The 19,826-nt window shown below is 60.7% G+C and carries 13 protein-coding genes; 4 read left to right on the top strand and 9 right to left on the bottom strand.

All coding sequences use genetic code 11. From position 1 onward, the window contains the following. Positions 1–8: 8 nt before the first annotated feature. On the bottom strand, positions 9–944 hold the full coding sequence (gene cpaB / locus GYN01_RS13870) for a Flp pilus assembly protein CpaB (protein WP_048400391.1): 936 nt from the start codon (positions 942–944) through the stop codon (positions 9–11). 349 nt (positions 945–1,293) lie between these two features. Here cpaB and GYN01_RS13875 point away from each other — a divergent pair, with 349 nt between their 5' ends. Both GYN01_RS13875 and GYN01_RS13880 read left to right on the top strand, forming a co-directional pair. Then, positions 1,294–1,521, top strand: coding sequence for a Flp family type IVb pilin (locus GYN01_RS13875; RefSeq protein WP_048364347.1), 228 nt, complete (start codon positions 1,294–1,296; stop codon positions 1,519–1,521). Between the two features lie 51 nt (positions 1,522–1,572). Beyond that, a complete protein-coding gene (locus tag GYN01_RS13880; RefSeq protein WP_048364348.1) occupies positions 1,573–1,983 on the top strand; it encodes a response regulator in 411 nt (136 codons plus the stop codon). A gap of 109 nt (positions 1,984–2,092) precedes the next feature. On the opposite strand, the gene GYN01_RS13885 is transcribed toward GYN01_RS13880, so the two are convergent. From GYN01_RS13885 to pbpC, 3 genes are all read right to left on the bottom strand, one after another. Next, entirely contained in the window at positions 2,093–3,775 is a 1,683-nt protein-coding gene (locus tag GYN01_RS13885) for a ShlB/FhaC/HecB family hemolysin secretion/activation protein (protein ID WP_203307316.1), read from the bottom strand. Between the two features lie 182 nt (positions 3,776–3,957). Then, a complete protein-coding gene (locus GYN01_RS13890) occupies positions 3,958–5,676 on the bottom strand; it encodes a collagen-like triple helix repeat-containing protein (RefSeq protein WP_203307317.1) in 1,719 nt (572 codons plus the stop codon). A gap of 382 nt (positions 5,677–6,058) precedes the next feature. Then, a complete protein-coding gene (pbpC, locus tag GYN01_RS13895; RefSeq protein WP_203307441.1) occupies positions 6,059–8,401 on the bottom strand; it encodes a peptidoglycan glycosyltransferase PbpC in 2,343 nt (780 codons plus the stop codon). An 87-nt stretch (positions 8,402–8,488) separates the two neighbouring features. Between pbpC and GYN01_RS13900 the strand changes: the two genes are divergently transcribed. Beyond that, on the top strand, positions 8,489–8,782 hold the full coding sequence (locus GYN01_RS13900; RefSeq protein WP_048364350.1) for a hypothetical protein: 294 nt from the start codon (positions 8,489–8,491) through the stop codon (positions 8,780–8,782). 47 nt (positions 8,783–8,829) lie between these two features. Here GYN01_RS13900 and GYN01_RS13905 read toward each other — a convergent pair whose 3' ends face one another. Further along, a complete protein-coding gene (locus GYN01_RS13905) occupies positions 8,830–13,722 on the bottom strand; it encodes an alpha-2-macroglobulin family protein (RefSeq protein ID WP_203307318.1) in 4,893 nt (1,630 codons plus the stop codon). 174 nt (positions 13,723–13,896) lie between these two features. On the opposite strand from GYN01_RS13905, the gene GYN01_RS13910 reads away from it, so the two are divergent. Continuing rightward, positions 13,897–15,243, top strand: a complete 1,347-nt coding sequence (locus GYN01_RS13910; RefSeq protein WP_203307319.1) for an MATE family efflux transporter — start codon at positions 13,897–13,899, stop codon at positions 15,241–15,243. 75 nt (positions 15,244–15,318) lie between these two features. Here GYN01_RS13910 and speA read toward each other — a convergent pair whose 3' ends face one another. The 4 genes from speA to GYN01_RS13930 form a co-directional block, all read right to left on the bottom strand. Then, on the bottom strand, positions 15,319–17,235 hold the full coding sequence (speA, locus tag GYN01_RS13915) for an arginine decarboxylase (protein WP_048364353.1): 1,917 nt from the start codon (positions 17,233–17,235) through the stop codon (positions 15,319–15,321). 217 nt (positions 17,236–17,452) lie between these two features. Next, positions 17,453–17,824, bottom strand: a complete 372-nt coding sequence (locus tag GYN01_RS13920) for a translation initiation factor Sui1 (protein WP_048364354.1) — start codon at positions 17,822–17,824, stop codon at positions 17,453–17,455. A 218-nt stretch (positions 17,825–18,042) separates the two neighbouring features. Continuing rightward, positions 18,043–18,591: an NUDIX hydrolase gene (locus GYN01_RS13925; protein WP_048400401.1), complete on the bottom strand. Its 549-nt coding sequence runs from the start codon at positions 18,589–18,591 to the stop codon at positions 18,043–18,045. 3 nt (positions 18,592–18,594) lie between these two features. Beyond that, positions 18,595–19,662, bottom strand: a complete 1,068-nt coding sequence (locus GYN01_RS13930; protein ID WP_048400403.1) for a DUF2333 family protein — start codon at positions 19,660–19,662, stop codon at positions 18,595–18,597. Positions 19,663–19,826 lie beyond the last annotated feature (164 nt).

The following is a 19,826-nucleotide window of genomic DNA, read 5'->3' on the forward strand; positions in this document are numbered from 1 at the left end:
AGGAATTTTTATTGGGCAGGCTGTTGGGCGGTTTGAGCGCCCCGAATAATCTCGATACCGCGCACCCGAGGGGCGCCAGCAGGGCGAGTGGCCGGGGCTTTGACCGGGCTTGCCATGGCTAATTGATTGAACTGATAAAGCCCGCGCCTGGCCGCTTGCACATTGCTGGAGGCGTCTTCATCGCCCGACCAGTACTTGCTCAAACGCTGCTCTTGCGCGCTGCGCACGGCCAGACGCAACGTCCCGGCCTGCGTCGCGAGCATTAATTGATTGACCAACGGTTCGGGAATGGCGAGCACCACCGTGCGTGCACTGACCCGGCGCGCCGCTTGCTGTTGAGCCTGCTCGGGCGTGGGTGCCGCACTGGCGGGCTGGCCGTCACTGGTCAGCCCCAGTTCATCGCCCAGACTCAACACCCGCACCGCCGGCAGCACCAGTTGCGCCGAGGGTTCAGGGTTGGCGGTGTCCTGGCGCAGAAACAACAAAATATCAACGTAATCACCGGGGCCAAACTGCCCGGCAGCACCGCTCACCTCGTCAATTGCCACGGCCAGCGCACGCTCATCCGGGCGAATCATGCGCGCCAGCGGCCCGCCCACTTCGAAGCTTTGTTCGGTCAGCCAAGTGCCTGCATTGAGAGCGCGCCACGGCGTTCGCCCCACCGCCTGTTCGATAGAGGTCAAGCTGCCAATGGGCGCTGTGCGCAATTTTTCCAGCGTCAAATCTTCGGCAGTCAGGGCCACATGCGGGGCTACATCACGGCTCAACACCACCACCGATTGCTTGGTCTGATCCTCAAGATTAGCGGCGCCCTGCTCCACCACTTGGGCCACAGGAACGGGGGCAACCGGCTGATTGCGGGTCAACATCAACCCCCAAAAACCGGCAGCAATGGCGCCTAAAAAAAGGACGCCGGCCAGTACCAGACTGCGACGATTGTTCATATTGGCACTCCCTTCCCACTGCGTATGGCAGACGAAAAATCATTCGCAATCAGGTAGCTATGAACGTCAAGACGGCTTGCAACCATTTCGCTATTTGAAGGTAGCGCAGCTAGGACAAAACGCCATTACTGAGCGGATTATTTCTAGCTGATAAATCAGACACTTTGATTTGTTTACCTTTTTTGGATCCGCTTCGCCTGACTTGGATGGATTAATACTTTGTGATTAATCCTTTCTTACAGTTGTGAGCTTGAGCTTTGTTGACAATGCTGTGGTGGCAAATAGGAATTATGTCGCACCACCGTTACACAGTGCCCGCCTCGGCGCACTAACACTAAGGAGAAGTCTGATGCTTTTAGATACTGTTCTTAAAGTGTATGCGCCGGCTCAGGCGTTCTGTGTCTATCACACCCAACAACTGATTAAGCGCAAGGACGGGGCGGCGGGTATTGAATACGTGGTGATTGTGGGGATCGTTGCACTGGCAATTATTCTTTTTGCAACCCCCTTTACAGATGCTATTAAAAGTACTTTAAACAAAGTCGTGACTGCCTTGGGCGGCACGACGGTGACGTAAGAGCACAGAGGGGAAATATATTTGACCGTTCCATTTTTACAGGACAGCAAGATGACAACCTCTTCGTCACGCCAACAACTGCTTCTCGTGGATGACGAAGAGGACGCACTTCTGGAGCTGGCCGAGCTGCTGGAGGGCGAGGGTTTTTGTTGCTTTACCGCGGTGTCAGTCAAGATCGCGCTGCAACAGCTGACCAAACACCCCGACATTGCGCTGGTCATCACCGACCTGCGCATGCCTGAAGAAAGTGGTATTTCGCTGATCAAGCGCCTGCGCGAACACACCGCCCGCCAACATCTGCCGGTGATTGTCATGTCGGGCCATGCCGACATGGACGACGTCAGTGATTTGCTGCGCTTGCAGGTGTTGGACCTGTTCCGCAAACCCATTTACCACGCACGCCTGCTCGACACCCTCAACAACCTCTTCCCATTGCCCACCCTAAGTCTGGCTGAGCACTGATCCTCCCGTTATTACGAGCGCTGCACCCCGCGTAGGAACTGCCGCTGGCTGCGATGTTTAACGTGGCAGGTCCAACATCGCAGCCTTGGTCAGCCACCCCAAGTACGTCTTACAACTGGTAACTGAAGCTCAAGGTGTAGCGCGGGCGACGGTTGAAGCTGTCCAGCGCCATGTCGGACATGGGTTTGGCCACTTCGAGGGCGATGTTGTAATAACGCTTGTCGCCAAAACGCAGACCCACGGCCGCCGATGACATGTCCGAACCTTTGAACGGTAAATCGTTGAACCAGGTTTTGGCCTTGTCCAGCACCCCATACGGTTGCAGCAATTTCACCCACTCACCGTCCCGGTTGAAGCTGTAGTTGACCTCATATGCCACCCCCCAGCCTTTGTCGCCGGAGGCTTGGTCATCGGGGTAGCCACGGCCAAAGTTCTGCCCGCCAAACACCGCGCGCTCACTGTCGGGCAGGCTGTCGCTGCTCCAATACAACGCGCCGGACATCACGCCCTGCCAGTTTTCAAAGAAGGTGTCACTCTGTACGCCCGACAGGCGCAGGCGGAAAAAATCGAGGTCGTATTGGTTACCGGTCAGGCTGGTTTCGCTCTTGGCACCCAAGCCATTCATGCCCTGGTACAAACCGGCGCTGACGATGCGCAATTGCTTGGCATTGGATTTGCGCCAATCCCCCTCAAACGCCAAGGCACGCACATCGGTTTTTTCACTGATGCTGACCGGAAAACCGACCACATCGTAATCCGTCCTGTCGTTCACGCCATACAGACGCGAGCCGACGCTGAGCCACTGGTTCGGCGCGGCAATCAGCGGGTGGCTGACGCCAATCGAGAAGCGATCATTCTCGCGGTGCGGTTTGAGTTCAAAGCCGTCGCTGGTGGCAATGCTGCTGCCGGGGTCGCTGCGATAGCGCGCACCGTACAGGCTCAACTGAGTGCCTTCGGCATTCAGGTATTGGCTGTAGTCGATGCGGTAGTAATGTTCTTTGTCGTTACCCGGCGGGAACAGCCCGCTCAACGTCAGTTGCTCGGCCATCGCCGTTTGCGAGTTGCTGCTCACACCCAACAACGCCTGCGTGCTGTCACGGCTGCCTTGGGTGAGGCTCATGCTGGTGGTGAACGGCTTGCGGCTGGCGTTGATGGTCAGGGTTGAGGCGCCATCGGTGGTGCCCGGTGGCGGCACTTGCGCTTGCAGGGTGACGCCCGGAATGCGGCCCATCAACGTTGCGTAACGGTCGAAGGTTTTACGCGTCAAAGGGCGCTCGCCCTTGAGCTTGTCCACCAACTCATCAATAAAGCCTTTCACCCGACCGACATCGCCTTGCACGGTGTAGTCACGAATGTAGCCTTCCACCAGCACCACCCGGACCAGCCCTTGCGCAAAGTCCTGCGGCGGTAGATAGGCGTAAGACAGCAGATAGCCATCGGTTTGATAGCGCGTGGTGAGGGTGCGCGTGGCATCGATCAGTTGTGCCAGGCTGATTTCATGCCCAAGCAGCGGTTGATACGCCGCGCCCAACTCCTTGAGCGGGTACACCGTGCCCCCTTCAATCTGCAATTTACGAATGGTCAGCTTCGTGCCCATGACCAGCGGCGGTGGTTCGACGGCCCCAGGCTTAGGGAGTTGCAACGCAGGCTTTTGCGGGCGATAAGCATCGACCGGCAGGTTGGGCGTGGGCAGGGTTTGCATCGTGTCGTTGCTGTTGAGAAAACGCGGCAGCGGCTCAGCCAACGCATACGGGGTCAAAGCCAGACACAGAAGAGGAACGCAAGTACGCATATGACACTCCTTGGTCAACAACCGCGACATGACGAGGTGGACGCGTCGTCTGACTGCAACGCTACCCGGTGCAATTCCTACATTCCTCGCATGAAAAAAGACGAGAGATTCATCTGAACCTCTCGTCTCAACCAACTGTAGGCGCTGTAGGTAAGGCCGTCGAACCGGCCAGGTGCAATTCGTTAGTTTTTCTTGCCCAGATTGCCCAGGCCACCGAGTACGCCACCCAGACCACCGGTTGCAGCCCCGCCCTGGGCGGGTGTGCCACCGTTCAACAGCCCCCCGACAGCCCCCACTGTAGCGCCCACGGTATTGACCGTTTGACCGACCGCGCTCACCCCTTGATTGTTGCTGCCCGCATCCACTTTGACCCCGACACTGCTGACGGCACCGCCCACTTGATTGAGCAGGCCACTGACCGGTGCGCCCACGCCCGTCGCCGCCCCGACGTTTTGCGTGACCGTCGTCACCGCACTGGTAACCGGGTTAAGCGCTGTGCCGACCGTGGTGGTGACTGCGGCCAAAGGCGCTCCGGCTGCGTTATTTGCGACACCTGTGCCGCCCAACGCCCCACCGATGGACGCCACGGTATTGCCGATGGCATTGCCATTAGCCCCCGCCGCATCCACCACACCACTGGTGCTGCCACCTGCCAGACCGGTGCTGACACCGTTGACCACGCCACCGACGGTTTCCAGCAAGCCGGCGCCAGCGATGCCCGGCAAACCACCTGAACCACCCCCCGCGCCACCACCGGTGGCCGGAGCAGGATTGACATAGCCCCCGGCTTTATCGGTTGCACCCGCGACGCCGCCCAGCACACCCCCTACCAGGCTGGTGAGCGGGTTGCCATTACCCGTGCCCGCCACCTTGTCACCGAGGCCACCGACCACCGTGCCTACTTTGTTCAGCAAACCGTCCACGGGAGCGCCAACGCCTGTCGTTGTGCCCACTTTGCCGGTGACGTTTTCCACCAGCGAGATCACCGGCACCAGCACTTTGTCATTCACCCCACCCGTCACCTTACCCAACGGTCCGGTCGTGACAGAGCCGGTCAAGGTATTGCCAAGCATCGTGACGGTATTGCCCAAATTGCCCACCACACCGCCAGTTGCGTCCGTGACTTTATTCACGACACCGCCCACCACCGGTATCTGGTTGATCGGCGTGTTGTCGATCAGGGTGCTGACACCCGTGCCCAGCGATGTGACGCCTTTACCCAGGTCGCTCACCGCAGTCGTCGCGCCTGCCACAGTGATGCCCAGCGAGTCTTTGTCAGTGCCCAGGGTGCCGATGCCCTTGTTGATACCGTCTGTGACCGAGGTCACCGCATTACCGGTATTGACCACCAGACCGCCGGCTGCGCCTACCACGGGTACGGCGGTCAAGGTGTTGCCCAGGCCACTGACCGTTGTGCCCACACCGCCGAGCGCCGTGCCAATCTGGCTGACAACCTGACCGGTGACTAACGGCGTGGTCCCTGCGCCTGTGCCGCCGCCAGTTCCGCCACCGGTGCCACCGCCCGTGCCACCGCCAGTTCCGCCACCGGTGCCACCGCCCGTGCCGCCGCCAGTTCCGCCACCGGTGCCACCACCGGTGCCGCCGCCAGTTCCACCTCCCGTGCCGCCGCCTGTGCCACCACCAGTTCCGCCACCGGTGCCGCCGCCTGTGCCACCACCAGTTCCGCCACCGGTGCCGCCGCCCGTTCCGCCATCGCCACCGCCAGTTCCGCCATCGGTTCCGCCGCCCGTACCGCCATCGCCTGCGCCTGTGCTGCTGTCGGGAGTACTGGCCGCTACATGACTTTTAGAACCGCCACCGCCGCTGCTGCAACCCGACAGGCTGACAGTCATGACCAACAGTAAGGCAGTACTTGTTTTTAACCACAGTTGAGTATTCATGATCGATTCCCTTGCACCTGCTTGCCTGAGTTCGAAGGTTCTCTGCTCTGTCGTCAGAGATACGTTCATCCGTTACAGACATAACAACCCCAAGGGCCTGTTTGAACAATTCACAACTTGGTATTAACCCCTTCTATAACGAGGCGTTTAATGCTCTTTGGGATTAATACTTAGGGAGGGATCGGGGTTAAAAAAACCCTGAAATATCACGGAATTCTCACGCTTTAAAAAAACTTCGTCAGCCGACTATAACGAACGCTATAACCGCAATTGACACCGTGGCTGTAGTCGCTGCCGCAGGCTGCGATGGACTGCCTGGCAGGCCCGTTTCCTCGACAACCCCACGGGCTTAATCGCAGCCTGCGCCAGCCACTACAGCGAGTTACTCCACCACGCTGAACCCGACTCGCGCAGTTTGCCCGCCTTCGTCGAGTACGCTCAGCTCATAACGCCCGCGTTGCTCCAGCGTAGTGCTGAGTGAGTCCTGGTGAGCGCTGTCGCCCAATGGCGCACCATTGAGAAACCACCAACGGCGCCCGTCCCCACCCAACGCCGACACCGTGAGCCGTAGCGCTTGCACACTGGCGGCAGGCTGGCGCAAACGGTCACCGTCGCGCACGCCCACAATCGACAGCGGCGTGACCGAATGCAGCGCAGCCGGCGGGCACTGTGTGGAGGCTTTGGGCAAGCGCGCTTCACGTCGCTCAACCCTGGGCAGCCACGGCTCCAGCGGCGCAGGCCACAGGGCGACGTCTTGCTCCTGCGCGCCGGGGCACTGCGCGCCCACACGTAAACCTTGTGCATTGACCCATATCGTTTCGCGCAAGCCCACGCCCAAAGGTTGGTCCGCCGCCAGCAAGGTGGGCGGCGTGGTGTGATCCAGCGTCCAGGCAAAGCGCTGGCGTCGGCAGTTAGGATCTGCCTTGTTCAGCGGCTGCCCCAACGGCCAACAAATGGCCGCCACCCCGACATTGCCCGGCACCGCTTGCACCGGCGCGACAATACCGCGCTGGCTGTCGCGGTTACTCAATACATCGTGCACTTGCAGCATCAGCGGTGCTGCCGACGCCAGGCCGAACTGGCCGGGCACCGGCGTGCCGTCCGGGCGCCCGATCCACACGCCAATCAAATAACGCGGCCCTACGCCTATCGCCAGTGCATCGCGAAAGCCATAACTGGTACCAGTTTTCCACGCCAGCAACGGCCGCTGTACCAGTTCGGCACGAGGATCACGATCAGGGCGTGCCTGACCACTGAGGATGCGCCGGATAACCCAGGCTGAACCCGGCGATAACAAACGACGCTCATGAAGTTCATCGCTGGGTTGCAAGCGCACATTGGCGCTTTTACCGTCGCGCGCCAATGCACTGTAACCACTGACCAGGTCTTCCAGTCGGCTGCCTGCGCCGCCCAGAATCAATGCCAGGTTGGGCTCCGCCAGCGCAGGCAAACTCAAGGGCACGCCGCCATTGCGCATGTCCGCGGCGAACCGTTTCGGCCCGTAGGCTTCGAGCAATTGCACCGCAGGCAGGTTAAGCGACATGGCCAACGCCGCACTGGCCGACACCGGGCCACTGAAGCCCATCGAGAAATTCCCCGGCCGGTAATCGCCGTAGCGCCGTGGCACGTCTTGCAACAGCGACTCGGAATGAATCAGCCCTGCGTCCATCGCCATGCCGTACAAAAACGGCTTGAGCGTGGAACCCGGCGAACGCAGCGCGCTGATCATGTCCACATGGCCAAAGCGCCGCGTGTCGTTGATGTCCACCGACCCCAAGTACGCACGCACCGCCATGTTCTCGGTCTCGACCACCACAATGGCCGCCGAGGTGTGGTCGGGCAACCGGGCGCGCCAGCCCAGCAGCAGGTCTTCAAGGCGACGCTGCAAGTTGGCATCCAGTGTGGTGCGGATCAGCGGCGGGCTGTGGGGGCGATTCAAGCGCCGCGCCAGCAACGGCGCCAGGCTTGGCTCCAGACGTGGAGCCAGCAACAACGGCTCTTGCAGTGCTTCGTCCACCGCCGTTTGTGGCCACACCCGGTACTCGGCCACGCGCCGCAGCACTTTGTCGCGCGCCACCTGCGCCCGCGCCGGGTGCCGGTCAGGGCGCAACCGGCTCGGGGCTTGTGGCAGCACGGCCAACAGCGCCGCTTCGGAATGCGTGAGGTGCTGCGGCGACTTGCCCAAGTAGGCCCAACTGGCCGCCGCAACACCTTGCAAGGTGCCGCCAAACGGCGCGCGATTGAGGTACAGGTTGAGGATCTGGTCCTTGGACAAATGCCATTCCAGCTGGGCCGTGCGCCACAGTTGGCGCACCTTGCCGGTCAGTGTGCGCTCGTGCGGATCGAGCAGGCGCGCAACCTGCATCGACAAGGTGCTGCCGCCCGACAACACGCGCCCACCCGTGAGGTTCTGCCACGCCGCACGCCCCAACGCCAACGGGTTCACGCCGGGGTGACGGAAAAACCAGCGGTCCTCATAGGTCAGCAACGCATCGAGGTAATACGCCGACACCTGGTCCGTGCTCACCGGGTAGCGCCACACGCCGTTGGCATCGGCGAAGCGCCACAGCGGTGTGCCGTCTTCGGCCAGCACCACGCGGGCCAAGTCATCCTTGGGCAACGGCAGCGGCCACAACCGGTCGGCCAGCCACAGCAAGGCGCACGCCAGCAGCACGCTGGCGAGGCTGCAGCACAGGATCTTTTTAAGCCGGGTCGACACTAACATTCGCCGGTTACGCAACTTTGCATCCTGACTGGTTGCCCAATGGGTATCTCTGGCACAGTGGCCGTCTTATTAATCGGAACATCCCCCATGCACGTCGAAAGTTTTGTTGGAAATCTGGGCCTATGGTTGGGCACGTTGGTGCGCTGGATCGTCGAAAGCCTGAGTGGTCTGTTCAACGCGATCACCCAGGCGGGCGGTAATTTCATCGATGGCATGGCCCGTGCGCTGGGCATGGACACCTCGATCGTGAGCATCGCCGTGCTGGTCATCGGGTTGCTGTTTTTGTACAACGCGGTACGCGCCTTCATGCGGGCGTCCATCATCGGCGGCGTCATCTGGCTGCTATTGGGGCTGTGGGTGTTGAGTTGGGTCATTAGTTAAAACACCGTGCAGCAGGAGCGAGCGGGCCTCACTCCTGCTGTAGGGGGTTAGCGGCCCTTGATCACCATGTCACCCGGTGTTTCGCCTACGGCTTGCCAGTTGGGGCGGTACATCGACTCCACTTGCGGTGGCGGCACACGGTAGGTGCCAGGCGTCACGGCCCGCGCCAGGTACAACAAGTGCGCGGTGCCATAACCGTTCAGGTTGAGGGCGGCCACATAACGGTCGTCGCGATACTCCTGATGCTGCACGCTGGCGTTCTGCATCGACTCGCGCCATTGCTTGACCTGGCTGCTGGCGTTTTCAAGGCTGGCAGCGCTTTGGCCCAGGTTCTGGTTTTCCAGTTCAAGCCCCGCTGGCAGCAAGTCCACCACCAAGGCATCCGGTACGCGCTGCTTGGCCGTTACGGCCAGGTGCACCAATACCAGATCGCCGCTTTGCAAGTTTTTCAGGTTCAACGGTTCGCCGTTCATGCCCAGATAGTCACGGCGGATGCTCATGTTTTCACCCCCCGCGGCGGGTGCCTGCTGTGGATAACCCGAAATCGTCAGCTGTTGGTACACCGGCACGCTGCCTTGGTTGCGCAGGGTCAGCGGTGATGCCAACAGCGGCCCCTCCAGTTTGAGCCCCGGCTGGGCGTTGTTCAGCTCACGGGTTTGTCCAGCGCTGGTGAGTTGCGCCGACCAGTCCTGTTCAGGTTTGCTCAACAAATCACGACCGGCGAGGAACAGAGAGTTGCGCTCCTGGGTCGACAACCACTGGTTTGCAGCCAGTTGGTCAGACAGCGCGAACACACGGGCTTCGCGCTGGCCGCTCATCAGGTTGTTTTCTTCGAGCAGGGCCAGAATCAGCGCCTGATCACGCAGTGGGCTGCCGTAATCACCCAGCCACTCATTGGCTTTGCGGGTCACGGCCAAACCCGCCACCAAGGCTTGATCGGCGCGAGGCTGGTCACCCATCTTTTGCAAGGCAATCGACAGCTGCACCAGCGGCAGACCTGAACGGGCATCACTGCGACGCTCAAAAATACTGCGCAGCGCCCCCAACGGTGCTTGCTGACTGCGCGCCAATACCAGGGCGGCGTACGCTTGCACGGCAAAGCGGGTGTGATCGAGGTTGTCGCTGTAATCGGCTTCGATCAGGTTGCGCTCCTGCACGTAACGCAGCAGGCGCTCGCTGGCCTTTTTCAGCGCGTCAGGCGGCACCGCGTAACCTTGGTCGCGGGCGCGCAACAGGAAGTCGGTGACATACGCCGTCAGCCAATACTCTTCCTGACCGTCTGCGCCCCACAGGCCAAAGCTGCCGTTGTAACGCTGCATGCCCAACAGGCGTTCAATGCCCATCTCGATTTTGCGTTTACGCTCGGCATCTGGCTCGCCTTCAAGGCCCAGCCGTTTAAGCAAGGCTGCATCGGCATACAACGCCGGGTACAAACCACTGGCGGTTTGTTCGGAGCAACCGTACGGGTACGCCTTGAGCGCACGGATCTGTTCGCCCAGGTTCAACGGCGGACGGCTCGACAGGCTGAGCAAGGCTTCACGCCCCGCTGGCTCGAACGCGTGCAACTCGCCTTCAGGCAGGCTCCACGGCTGATCGTTAAGCACGGTGCGGTAATGCTTGAGCAGCGCCGGGTACGCCGGGCGTACGCCCAAGGTCCATTGGCGGGTGAACGGTGCCAGTGTTTCACCCGGCAGGTTCAGCCCGTTGACCGTGACGTTCACCTGCCCGGTGCCGTAGCCACCCAGGGCTTTGACCGGGATCTGCAAGGTGCTGCGCTGACCGGGGCTGAGCGTCACTTTTTGCGTGTCCAGGCCCAGCAGGCTGAGTTGACCTTCGGTGTTCAAACGCACATCGAGGGTTTGCGGGGTGTCGGTGAGGTTGGACAGGTCCAGCGCCAGCCGGGTCTCGTCGCCGCCCGCCATGAAACGCGGCGCAGCCAGCTCGGCCACCAGCGGTGCGGCGACCACGGTGGTGGCTTGCGCCATGCCGTAGCGGTCGTCGGTCCACGCTTGCGCCATCACGCGCAGCTCGCCGTTGAAGTCGGGAATGTTGACGCTAACTTCGCCTTCGCCCTGCTCGTTCAGGGTCACGGGGGCGCTTTGCAGCGCGACGATGGTCACGCTGGTGGCCGGGCGCTTGCCGCCTTTGGCCAGCGCCGCGTCACCGCCGAACGCCATGCTGGCCAAACGGCCCTGCCCGGCTTCGATCAGTTGCCCGTAAATATCCAGTTGGTCAGCACCATAGGCCTTGCGCCCAAACAGGCTGGCGTACGGGTCGGGTGTCGGGTAGTCGGTGATATTGAGTACGCCCACGTCCACCGCCGCCAGCAACACATGGGCTTGTTTGGGGATACTGCCGTCTGCGTTTTTGGCGCGGATCTTGACCGTCAGCGGTTGCTTGGGGCGCATCTTTTGCGGGGCATCCAGCGTCAGCGCCAGCTTACGCTGTGAACGATCCAGCGGCAGGTGCAGCACGCCCACGGCGCGTTTCGGGGTGATGTTGGTTTTGCGCTCGCCGGGACGAATCACCAGCGCGCTGACATACAAATCGTGACGCGCCCAGCGCGGATCCAGTTTGACATCGAAGGTTTTGCCCTCGGCTGGCACGTCGATTTCTTCCCACCACAGCGGGCCATCGCTGCCTTCAACCAGCAAGTAGCCTTTGCCTGCGGCGGGCGGTGTGACGGTGACGTTGGCCGTGTCGCCATCGGCATACGCGGCTTTGTCCAAGGCCAGCTTGACCTGATCGGGACGCACAGCACCGCCTTCGGCGTTGTCTTGTGCCTGATACCCGGCCCAGAATCGCAGGCTGCTGATCAGCCCGGTTTTCGGGTCTTGCACTTCAACCCGGTACGGGCCCCATTCCACCGGGAAACTGACTTTAGCCGTGCCGCCTGCTTTGAGGCTCACGGTTTCTTCGCCCAGATTCAAAAACTTCTCGTTGTAGTGATAGCTCCAGCCATCGTTGTCCGAGTAGTTCCAGTAGTAGTCACGGCGCTCACGAATCAGGCGCACGTTGACGTTATCGGCCGCCAATTTGTTGCCCGCGTTGTCCGCAATCAGCACCTCGAATTCAGCCGGGCCGTCGCCGTTGGTTTCCGTGCCCTCAAACAGGCCGCGCACCCCCGGCAGGCGTTCGGCAGGCCACACCGGTTGCACCAGTCGGCGGGTAATGGGGCGCCCGCCCGACTCTTGCAAACTGGCTTGCACGATCAATTGCAGCGGCGATTTGGCGTCACTCCACTTGCTTTCAAGGCTGATGGTTTCTTCGCCTTGCGCGTTGAGCACGCTTTCATCGAGCTCAAAGTCCTGGGTCAATTCCTGTTCAGTCACCGAACCAAATTGATAGCCGGGCAAGGCTTTAACCGCTTCACGCAAAGGACGCACATAGACCTGACCACTCAGGCGATTACCGGCCGCCGGGGCGCCGTACAAATAGCGGCCATTGACCTGAATCTCGGCGGTTTGATCGGGGCGCAGCGGCGTATCGCTGCCCTTGAGTTCCAGCGCCAGGCGTTCGGGCAGGAAGTCTTCAACCAAAAACTCATAGAGCTGCGGTTTGCCGTCACCCAGGTCAAACACCAGTTGCCAGCGCCCGGTCGGGGCTTCGCTGGCCAGTTGCAGCGGGTATTGGTAGAAACCCGACGCATCCGGCTCCCAGACAAACTTGCGGCTGACCTGCTCGTCCGGGCGACGCACTTCAACACTCACCGGCTGTGGCTTGACCGGGTTGCCATCACGGTCGCGCAGCAAGGCGTTGAGCAACACGGTTTCGCCGGGGCGATACAAATCACGCGGGCCAAACACAAAAAATTGCAGCGGGTGTGCCTGCGGGCCGCCGATGTCGAACTCGGCCAGGTCCAGCGCGGCGGTGTTCAAACGCAGCAGGCTGGTTTGATCGCCCTGACGCGCCAACAGCACCTCGGCCTTGGGCGGCAATGCCAGCTCGGCATGGCCGTCCTTGCCGGTCTTGCCTTGGGCGAGCATTTTGCCTTTGCCGTCGAGCAGTTCCAGCGCCACGTCGCCTAGCGCACTGCCGCCTTCCAGCGCCTGCGTGAAGACATCCAGACGCTTCTGATAACGGTGTACCGAAAGGCCAATATCACTGAGCGTGAACAGGGTGGCGGGGGTTGAATAGTTGTAAGTGCCGCTGGCTTTCATCACCGCCAGGTACACCCCCGGCTGCTGCAACGGTTTGATGCCCGAGGTGGGCAGGATCACGGTTTCGCGGGTATTGCGTGCCGGATTCAGGTCAAAGCGCGCGCCGTATACCAGGTCGGCCATGCCCAGCAGGTCCTTGGCCTCATAGCTTTGCAGGCTGCTGTTGCGGCCCCATTGGCTGAGAAACGCCGGCAAGGATTCGGGCTTGACCCGAAAGAACTCCACATCGACTTTATCGACGTTCAGCGCAATGACGGGCAAGCCTTCGGCCAGACGGGTCGGTAGCAGCGTGCCGCGGCTGGCGAAGCCGACAGTGGGTTGCAGGTCGCGGGTTTCGAGACGGCTGACATACTCACCAGCCAGTTTGGCGTCGTTGACTGCCCGCAAGCCGGGGTCAACCGTGAGGATCAATTTGCGCTGCGGCTCAAGGTGGCGCAGACGCAATTCCATCAAGTTGTCGGAGAGTTCCCAGGCACCGTCGACCTTGCCGGTCTTGGCATCCACCAGATGCAATTTATCGCCAAAATGTTGCTGCGGGTCCAACGGCACCGAGAAACTCACAGACAAGGTGCTGGCACCGTCCAGTTGCACTTCGGAAACATCCACCACGCTTAACTCGCGCCCGGCGTAGCGCTGGGCGAGGGTTTTGACATCCTGCACCGGTTTGGCGGCTTGCGCTGCAACTGACGCCGAGGGCGCCGCAGGCTTGCCGGAAGACGAAGAGTCGCAAGCGCTCAGCAGCGCCAGCGCGCAGGCCAGGAACAGTCCTTTGTTAAGCATGGTGTACTCGTTGGCTAGGCATTTAAGGGAGGGACTATATAACAGCGCGCCCCGTGTAGTCGCGGTCGAGGCACGACGGCTGCGATCGATGGTCGCCTCTCGACGCCTTCGTGCCTCAACAGCGACTACGCCAGCCATCCTCCGGTTACAATGCCGCCCCCTCAAGGAGCCTGCATGTCATCTTCCCTGCTTGCCGACTGGCGCGACCGCCTTACCCATCGCCGGGTTTGGGCGCTGGCGGCGCCGATGATTTTGTCCAATATTTCTGTGCCGCTGGTGGCGCTGGTCGACAGCACGGTCATCGGCCACTTGCCCCACGCCCATCAATTGGGCGCCGTCGCCGTGGGCGCCAGCCTGTATGTGTTCCTGGCCTGGATGATGGGCTTTTTGCGCATGGGCACCACCGGTTTCGCCGCCCAGGCCGCCGGGCGCGGAGACGGTACGGCGTTGCGGCAAATTTTGTTGCAAGGCTTGTCTCTTAGCGTGTTGCTCTCCCTGTTTCTGGGGGCCATTGCGATTCCGTTCAGCGGGGTCGCGCTGAGCGTGATGCAGCCCTCAGCCGAGCTGCACGCGTTGACGCTGGACTTCTTCCACACACGCCTGTTTGGCTTGCCCGGTGCGTTGGCCACGTATGCGTTGGTCGGCTGGTTTTTGGGCACGCAAAACGCGCGGGCACCGCTGGCGATTTTGCTCACCACCAACCTGGTGAACATCGCCCTGAACCTGTGGTTTGTCCTGGGGCTGGACTGGGGCGTGGTCGGTTCGGCGCGCGCCTCGGTGATTGCCGAGTGGAGCGGCGCCCTGCTCGGCCTGTGGCTGACTCGCGGCGCACTGCGCCGGTTTCCGGGCACGGTGGTGTGGGCCGCGCTGCGGGTGTGGCACAACTGGAAACCGCTGCTGGGGGTCAACCGCGACATTTTCATCCGCAGCCTGATGCTGCAATCGGTGTTCTTCCTCATCACCTTGCAAGGTGCGCGACTGGGCGATGCCACGGTGGCGGCCAATGCGCTGCTGCTCAACGGTTTGCTGTTGGCGGCGCATGCGCTGGACGGTTTGGCGCATGCCGTAGAAGCCCTGTGCGGCCACGCCATCGGCGCCCGCGATCGCACCGCCTTGCGCCGCTCGATGGTGGTGGCCAGCGGTTGGTCGCTGATTGCCAGCGCAGGGTTTGCGGTGCTGTTTTTGTTCGGCGGGCATTTGTTTATCGCCATGCAGACCGACATCCCGAGCGTGCGCGACACGGCCTTCCAGTACGTGCCGTACCTGGCGCTGTTGCCGCTGATCGCGGTGTGGAGTTACTTGCTGGACGGGTTGTTTATTGGCGCCACCCGTGCCCGTGAAATGCGTAACGCGATGGTGATCAGCGTGATCATCGCCCTGCCCGTCGCCTGGGCGTTGCACCAGTATGGCAATCACGGGCTGTGGATAAGTTTTCTGCTGTTCATGGTGCTGCGCAGCGTCACGCTGGGTGCGTATGCATGGCACATGCAGCGCAAAGACGGATGGTTCCATCCCCGCTAATCAGCGCACTTCGCCAGCGCCTGCGCAAAACAAAAACGCCGCCCAATGGGCGGCGTTTTCAAGGCTTGGCGAAACTTACGAAGACAGGTACGACGAACGCGTCAGGCCCAGGCGCAAGGCGTCCAGGTACTGGGCGCGCTCTTTGACGCTGATGTTGGCGCTGGCCACTTTGTCACGGTAGTGGTTCATCAACTCCTCGGGCGACAAGTGCACGTAGCGCAACATGTCTTCGATGGTGTCGTGGGTCTCGATACCGGCGTGGTACACGCTGCCGTCAGCGTTCTGGTAGATGTTCACCGAGTCGGTGTCACCGAACAGGTTGTGCATGTCACCGAGAATTTCCTGATAAGCGCCCACCAGGAAGATGCCCAGCAAATAGTCTTCGCCTTCGTTCAGGCTGTGGACCGGCAAGCTGGTCTCGATGCTTTGCTCGTCGACGTATTGCTTGATCTTGCCATCAGAGTCGCAGGTCAAATCTTGCAGCACGGCACGGCGCAGCGGCTCTTCGTTCAAACGGTGCAACGGCAAAATCGGCAGTACTTGGCCAATTGCCCAGGTGTCCGGCAGGCTCTGGAACACCGAGAAGTTGCAGATGTACTTGTCGGCCAGCTTGTCATTGAGTTCGTCCAGCACTTGGCGGTGCGAACGCTGACGCGCTTTCAAGGAGTTGTGCAGGCGACGGCAAACGGCGAAGTAGCACTGCTCAGCCAAGGCTTTTTCAGCCAGGGATATCTTGCCGTCTGCGTACTGGGCGGCAATGTCACTCATGTAGTGCGTGGCACGCCAGTAGGTTTCGGTGACCATTTCAATGTCGGTCGGGCCCAGCAGGTCCACCAGCCATTGCACGGTTTCAGGCAGGCTTTCTTTGTTCTCGATGAGCGGCACGTCGTCGTTGTGTTTTTCGACGTCGGTCACTTGCACCACCAGCATGGCGTGGTGCGCGGTCAGGGAGCGGCCGCTTTCAGAAAAGATGTTGGGATGCGGCAGGTTTTGCGCGTCGCAGAACTCTTTGAGCATGCCGACCACAACACCGGCGTAATCGTCCATGTCGTAGTTGATCGAGCTGGCGTTGCGCGAGTGCGTGCCGTCGTAATCCACGCCCAGACCGCCGCCCACGTCGATGTGGTCTACCGGCAGGCCGAGGTTGCGCAGCTCGCCATAGTAGCGAATCGCTTCTTTGAAGCCGTGCTGATAGTCAGCCAGGTTGGCGATCTGCGACCCCATGTGAAAGTGCAGCAGGCGAATGCCTTGGTCCAGACCGGCGGCGCGGAAGCGCTCAACCACCGACAACAACTGCGCCGCCGACAAGCCAAACTTGGACTTCTCGCCGCCGGTGTCTGCCCACTTGCTGGAGGCCAGGGACGACAGGCGCACGCGCAGGCCCACTTGAGGCTTGACCTTGAGCGAGGCCGCCTCTTCGATCACCAGGTCCACTTCGGACTCTTTCTCGATCACGATGAACACGTTGTGACCCAACTTCTGGCCCATCAGCGCCAGACGAATGAACTCGCGGTCCTTGTAACCGTTGCACACGATGGTGCCGCCTTTAGGGGCCAGCGCCAGCACGGCCAGCAGCTCAGGCTTGGAGCCGGCTTCAAGGCCAATCGACACGTCTTTGGTGGCGATGATGTTTTCGATCACCGCCTCTTGCTGGTTCACCTTGATCGGGTACAGCGCGGTGTACTTGCTCTGGTATTCCAGACGCTCGATGTTGGCATCGAAAGCGCCGGTCAGCTGGCGTACACGGTCTTGCAGGATATCCGGGAAACGCACCAGTAACGGCAAGGACAAACCGCTGCTTTTACGCAGTTCGTCGACTTGCTCGTACAGATCGATGGGCGAGCTGTTCGGGCCGTTCGGACGGACTTCTACGCGACCGGCTTCATTGATCGCGAAATACCCGGCCCCCCAATGGCGAATCCCGTAAACACTGCGGCTGTCCGCAACTGTCCATTGGCTGCCATCGTCTTTGCGTGTGCGTCGTACGGACATCGAAGTCCCCTATAAATAAGTCAAATAGCCCAGCCTGAAGGCAAGCTGGCGCAGTCTAAAGCGTGAATATGAAGATTCGTCTGCACAGGGGTAGACCCTGATCACAGCGTGGAGTTTAGAAACCCGTCGTAACAGGCTCTGTGAAAACCATGGCCAGCGGTGACTGTCAGTCCGGAGGGGCAACAGCCTGGCTCAGCGGTGGTTTTCACAGAGGCTGCTAGCCGCCGGACTTCTTGGCTTTAAACCCGAGTTTGACCAATTCGGCTAACAGCAGATCAACGTGCTCGCCCTGGATCTCGATGATGCCGTCTTTCAACGCACCACCGGTGCCACAGCGTTTTTTCAACGTAGTGGCCAGGTCTTTGAGGGCATCTTCAGCCAGCGGCACACCGGTGATGGTGGTCACGGTCTTGCCGCCACGGCCTTTGCTTTCGCGGCGCACGCGAGCAATGCCGTCACCTTCGGGGATGCGGGTTTGTTTGCAGGTACAGGCGTCCACCGGCTGACGACAGTCCGGACAGTGACGACCTGCGTCGGTGGAAAATACCAAGCCACCAAGGGCGGCGAAGGATGCGGCTTTTTTGGCCACCGGCAATCCTCTAGATGGAGGACGAAAAATTGGCCAGCACATGACGCGGGAGCATCAGGGGTTACCGACCGCGAAGCCCCACTCTGGCAGGGGCAGCGCAACTCAGGCGGCGAACCGCTTGAGCCTGAAAAGGTCGCGCAGTGTAACGACAAAATCGCCGGTGCCCAAGAGCCAATCAGCGGCAATTTACAAACGTTTTCACACCACGGCGCCTGCGCCTACGAAGAATTTTTTCGGGTCTGGACCAGGTAACGTTTGAGCGCCGCCAATGAGTCAGGGCAGTACGACTGGATTTTACTAAGGAACAACGCCTTGCCCACCGAAATAAAGCGGGCGCTTTGCACTTCTTCAGGCTGGATCTGCAACGGCCCGTCCCAGATGGCTGAAAACACCGCACACCACAGGTGATTATTCGCACTGTCAAAGTAGAAACGCTCATGGGCGGTCAACGGCACGCCGCTGACACCCAGCTCTTCTTGCAGCTCACGGGCAGCCGAGTCGGCGTAGCTTTCATCCGCCCCCACCATGCCGCCCGCCGCCACGTCCCAGTAGCCGGGGTACAGCGCCTTGCTCAGCGTGCGCTGATGCACGCACAGCTCACCCGCCGAATTGAATAACAGTATGAACGTGCCGCGCCCGATTAAACCTCGATCGCGCAGTTCGGCACGAGGCAAGACACCCAGTAACCGGTCTTCACGATCGACCCAGGCGACTTGCTCGGCATCAGAGGCCGCACGGTGCGCGGCCTCCAAGGCTGAAATAGCCATCACTTATCCTTGTGAGAGCAATTGACGAAGGTCCATGACCGCCGCGTTGGCGCGGGAGATGTAGTTGGCCATGACCAACGAATGGTTGGCCAACATGCCATAACCGCTGCCATTGAGAATCATCGGGCTCCATAGAGGCTCTTGTGCTGCTTCCAGCTCGCGAATGATCTGACGGACACTGACCGTTGCATTCTTTTTAGCCAACACGTCGGCAAAGTCAACTTCGATGGCGCGCAACAGGTGCGACAACGCCCACGCCTGACCGCGTGCTTCATAGAACACGTTGTCAATCTGCATCCACGGTGTTTCGACGATTTCTTCATCCACCACCGGCACTTGGCCCGGTTGCAAGGACTCGGTTTTCAGCGTGCTATTGAGCTTGACCCGGCCCACACTGGCCGACAGGCGCTGCGACAACGAACCCAAACGCGTGCCCACATCACCCAGCCAGTTGTTCAGGTTGTCGGCACGGGCATAGAACAGTGCGTTTTTCTGGTTCGGGTCGGACAGGCGCGCCTGGTAGCGGCTCAGCGAGTTGATGCCTTCCTGATACTCAGACTCGCTGGACGGCAGCATCCAGCTCTTGTTGTCGAAGTTGAAGCGTGGCTCGGCCTTGGCCAAATCCGCATCTTCGGCCGACTGCGACTGCGAGCGGGCGAAGTCTTTGCGCAAGGCGCGGGTCAGGTCACGCACTTGCACCAGCACGCCGTATTCCCAGCTCGGGATGTTGTCGAGCAGCACGCCTGGCGGGAAGCGGTCATTAGACAAATAGCCGCCCGGCTTGTTGAGCAGCGTACCGGCCACGGTTTTGAGGGTTTCAACCGTGGTGAACCCCGGCACCATTTGCTTGCCGTCACGGTCAGCCGCCTGCTGGGCATTTTGCTGCACAGGGAACAGGTCAGGCTCCTGACTCCAATACCAGCCAAAGCCCAGGCATACCAGCACATACACGCCCAACAGCGTCGCGATTGAGCGGCTTAGCAAGATGCTTTTGAAATAGCCACGCGGCGCTGTTTTGGTCTCTTTGACCGATTCGCGGGCGCTGCCCTCACGTTTTTTCCAGTCCAGCATGGCTATATCCTTTCGATTACTGAATTCAACGGTTCGACCACAACCCTAACCCATCGTGCCTTCGGTGCTTGCTTTAAATCGCCTGCACGTTGATCTGCAACAAGACGGTCTGGTGGCGCGAGCGGCACTATAAATCATGCTCGCGACGCTGCCACACCCATCGC

The sequence above is a fragment of the Pseudomonas weihenstephanensis genome, assembly GCF_016812185.1.
GTDB lineage: Bacteria > Pseudomonadota > Gammaproteobacteria > Pseudomonadales > Pseudomonadaceae > Aquipseudomonas > Aquipseudomonas weihenstephanensis.

Excerpts from the sequence above, each read along its gene's own strand:
- cpaB (WP_048400391.1), bottom strand. The coding sequence starts at position 944 with ATGAACAATCGTCGCAGTCTGGTACTGGCCGGCGTCCTTTTTTTAGGC.
- GYN01_RS13875 (WP_048364347.1), top strand. The coding sequence starts at position 1,294 with ATGCTTTTAGATACTGTTCTTAAAGTGTATGCGCCGGCTCAGGCGTTC.
- GYN01_RS13880 (WP_048364348.1), top strand. The coding sequence starts at position 1,573 with ATGACAACCTCTTCGTCACGCCAACAACTGCTTCTCGTGGATGACGAA.
- GYN01_RS13885 (WP_203307316.1), bottom strand. The coding sequence starts at position 3,775 with ATGCGTACTTGCGTTCCTCTTCTGTGTCTGGCTTTGACCCCGTATGCG.
- GYN01_RS13890 (WP_203307317.1), bottom strand. The coding sequence starts at position 5,676 with ATGAATACTCAACTGTGGTTAAAAACAAGTACTGCCTTACTGTTGGTC.
- pbpC (WP_203307441.1), bottom strand. The coding sequence starts at position 8,401 with ATGTTAGTGTCGACCCGGCTTAAAAAGATCCTGTGCTGCAGCCTCGCC.
- GYN01_RS13900 (WP_048364350.1), top strand. The coding sequence starts at position 8,489 with ATGCACGTCGAAAGTTTTGTTGGAAATCTGGGCCTATGGTTGGGCACG.
- GYN01_RS13905 (WP_203307318.1), bottom strand. The coding sequence starts at position 13,722 with ATGCTTAACAAAGGACTGTTCCTGGCCTGCGCGCTGGCGCTGCTGAGC.
- GYN01_RS13910 (WP_203307319.1), top strand. The coding sequence starts at position 13,897 with ATGTCATCTTCCCTGCTTGCCGACTGGCGCGACCGCCTTACCCATCGC.
- speA (WP_048364353.1), bottom strand. The coding sequence starts at position 17,235 with ATGTCCGTACGACGCACACGCAAAGACGATGGCAGCCAATGGACAGTT.
- GYN01_RS13925 (WP_048400401.1), bottom strand. The coding sequence starts at position 18,591 with ATGGCTATTTCAGCCTTGGAGGCCGCGCACCGTGCGGCCTCTGATGCC.
- GYN01_RS13930 (WP_048400403.1), bottom strand. The coding sequence starts at position 19,662 with ATGCTGGACTGGAAAAAACGTGAGGGCAGCGCCCGCGAATCGGTCAAA.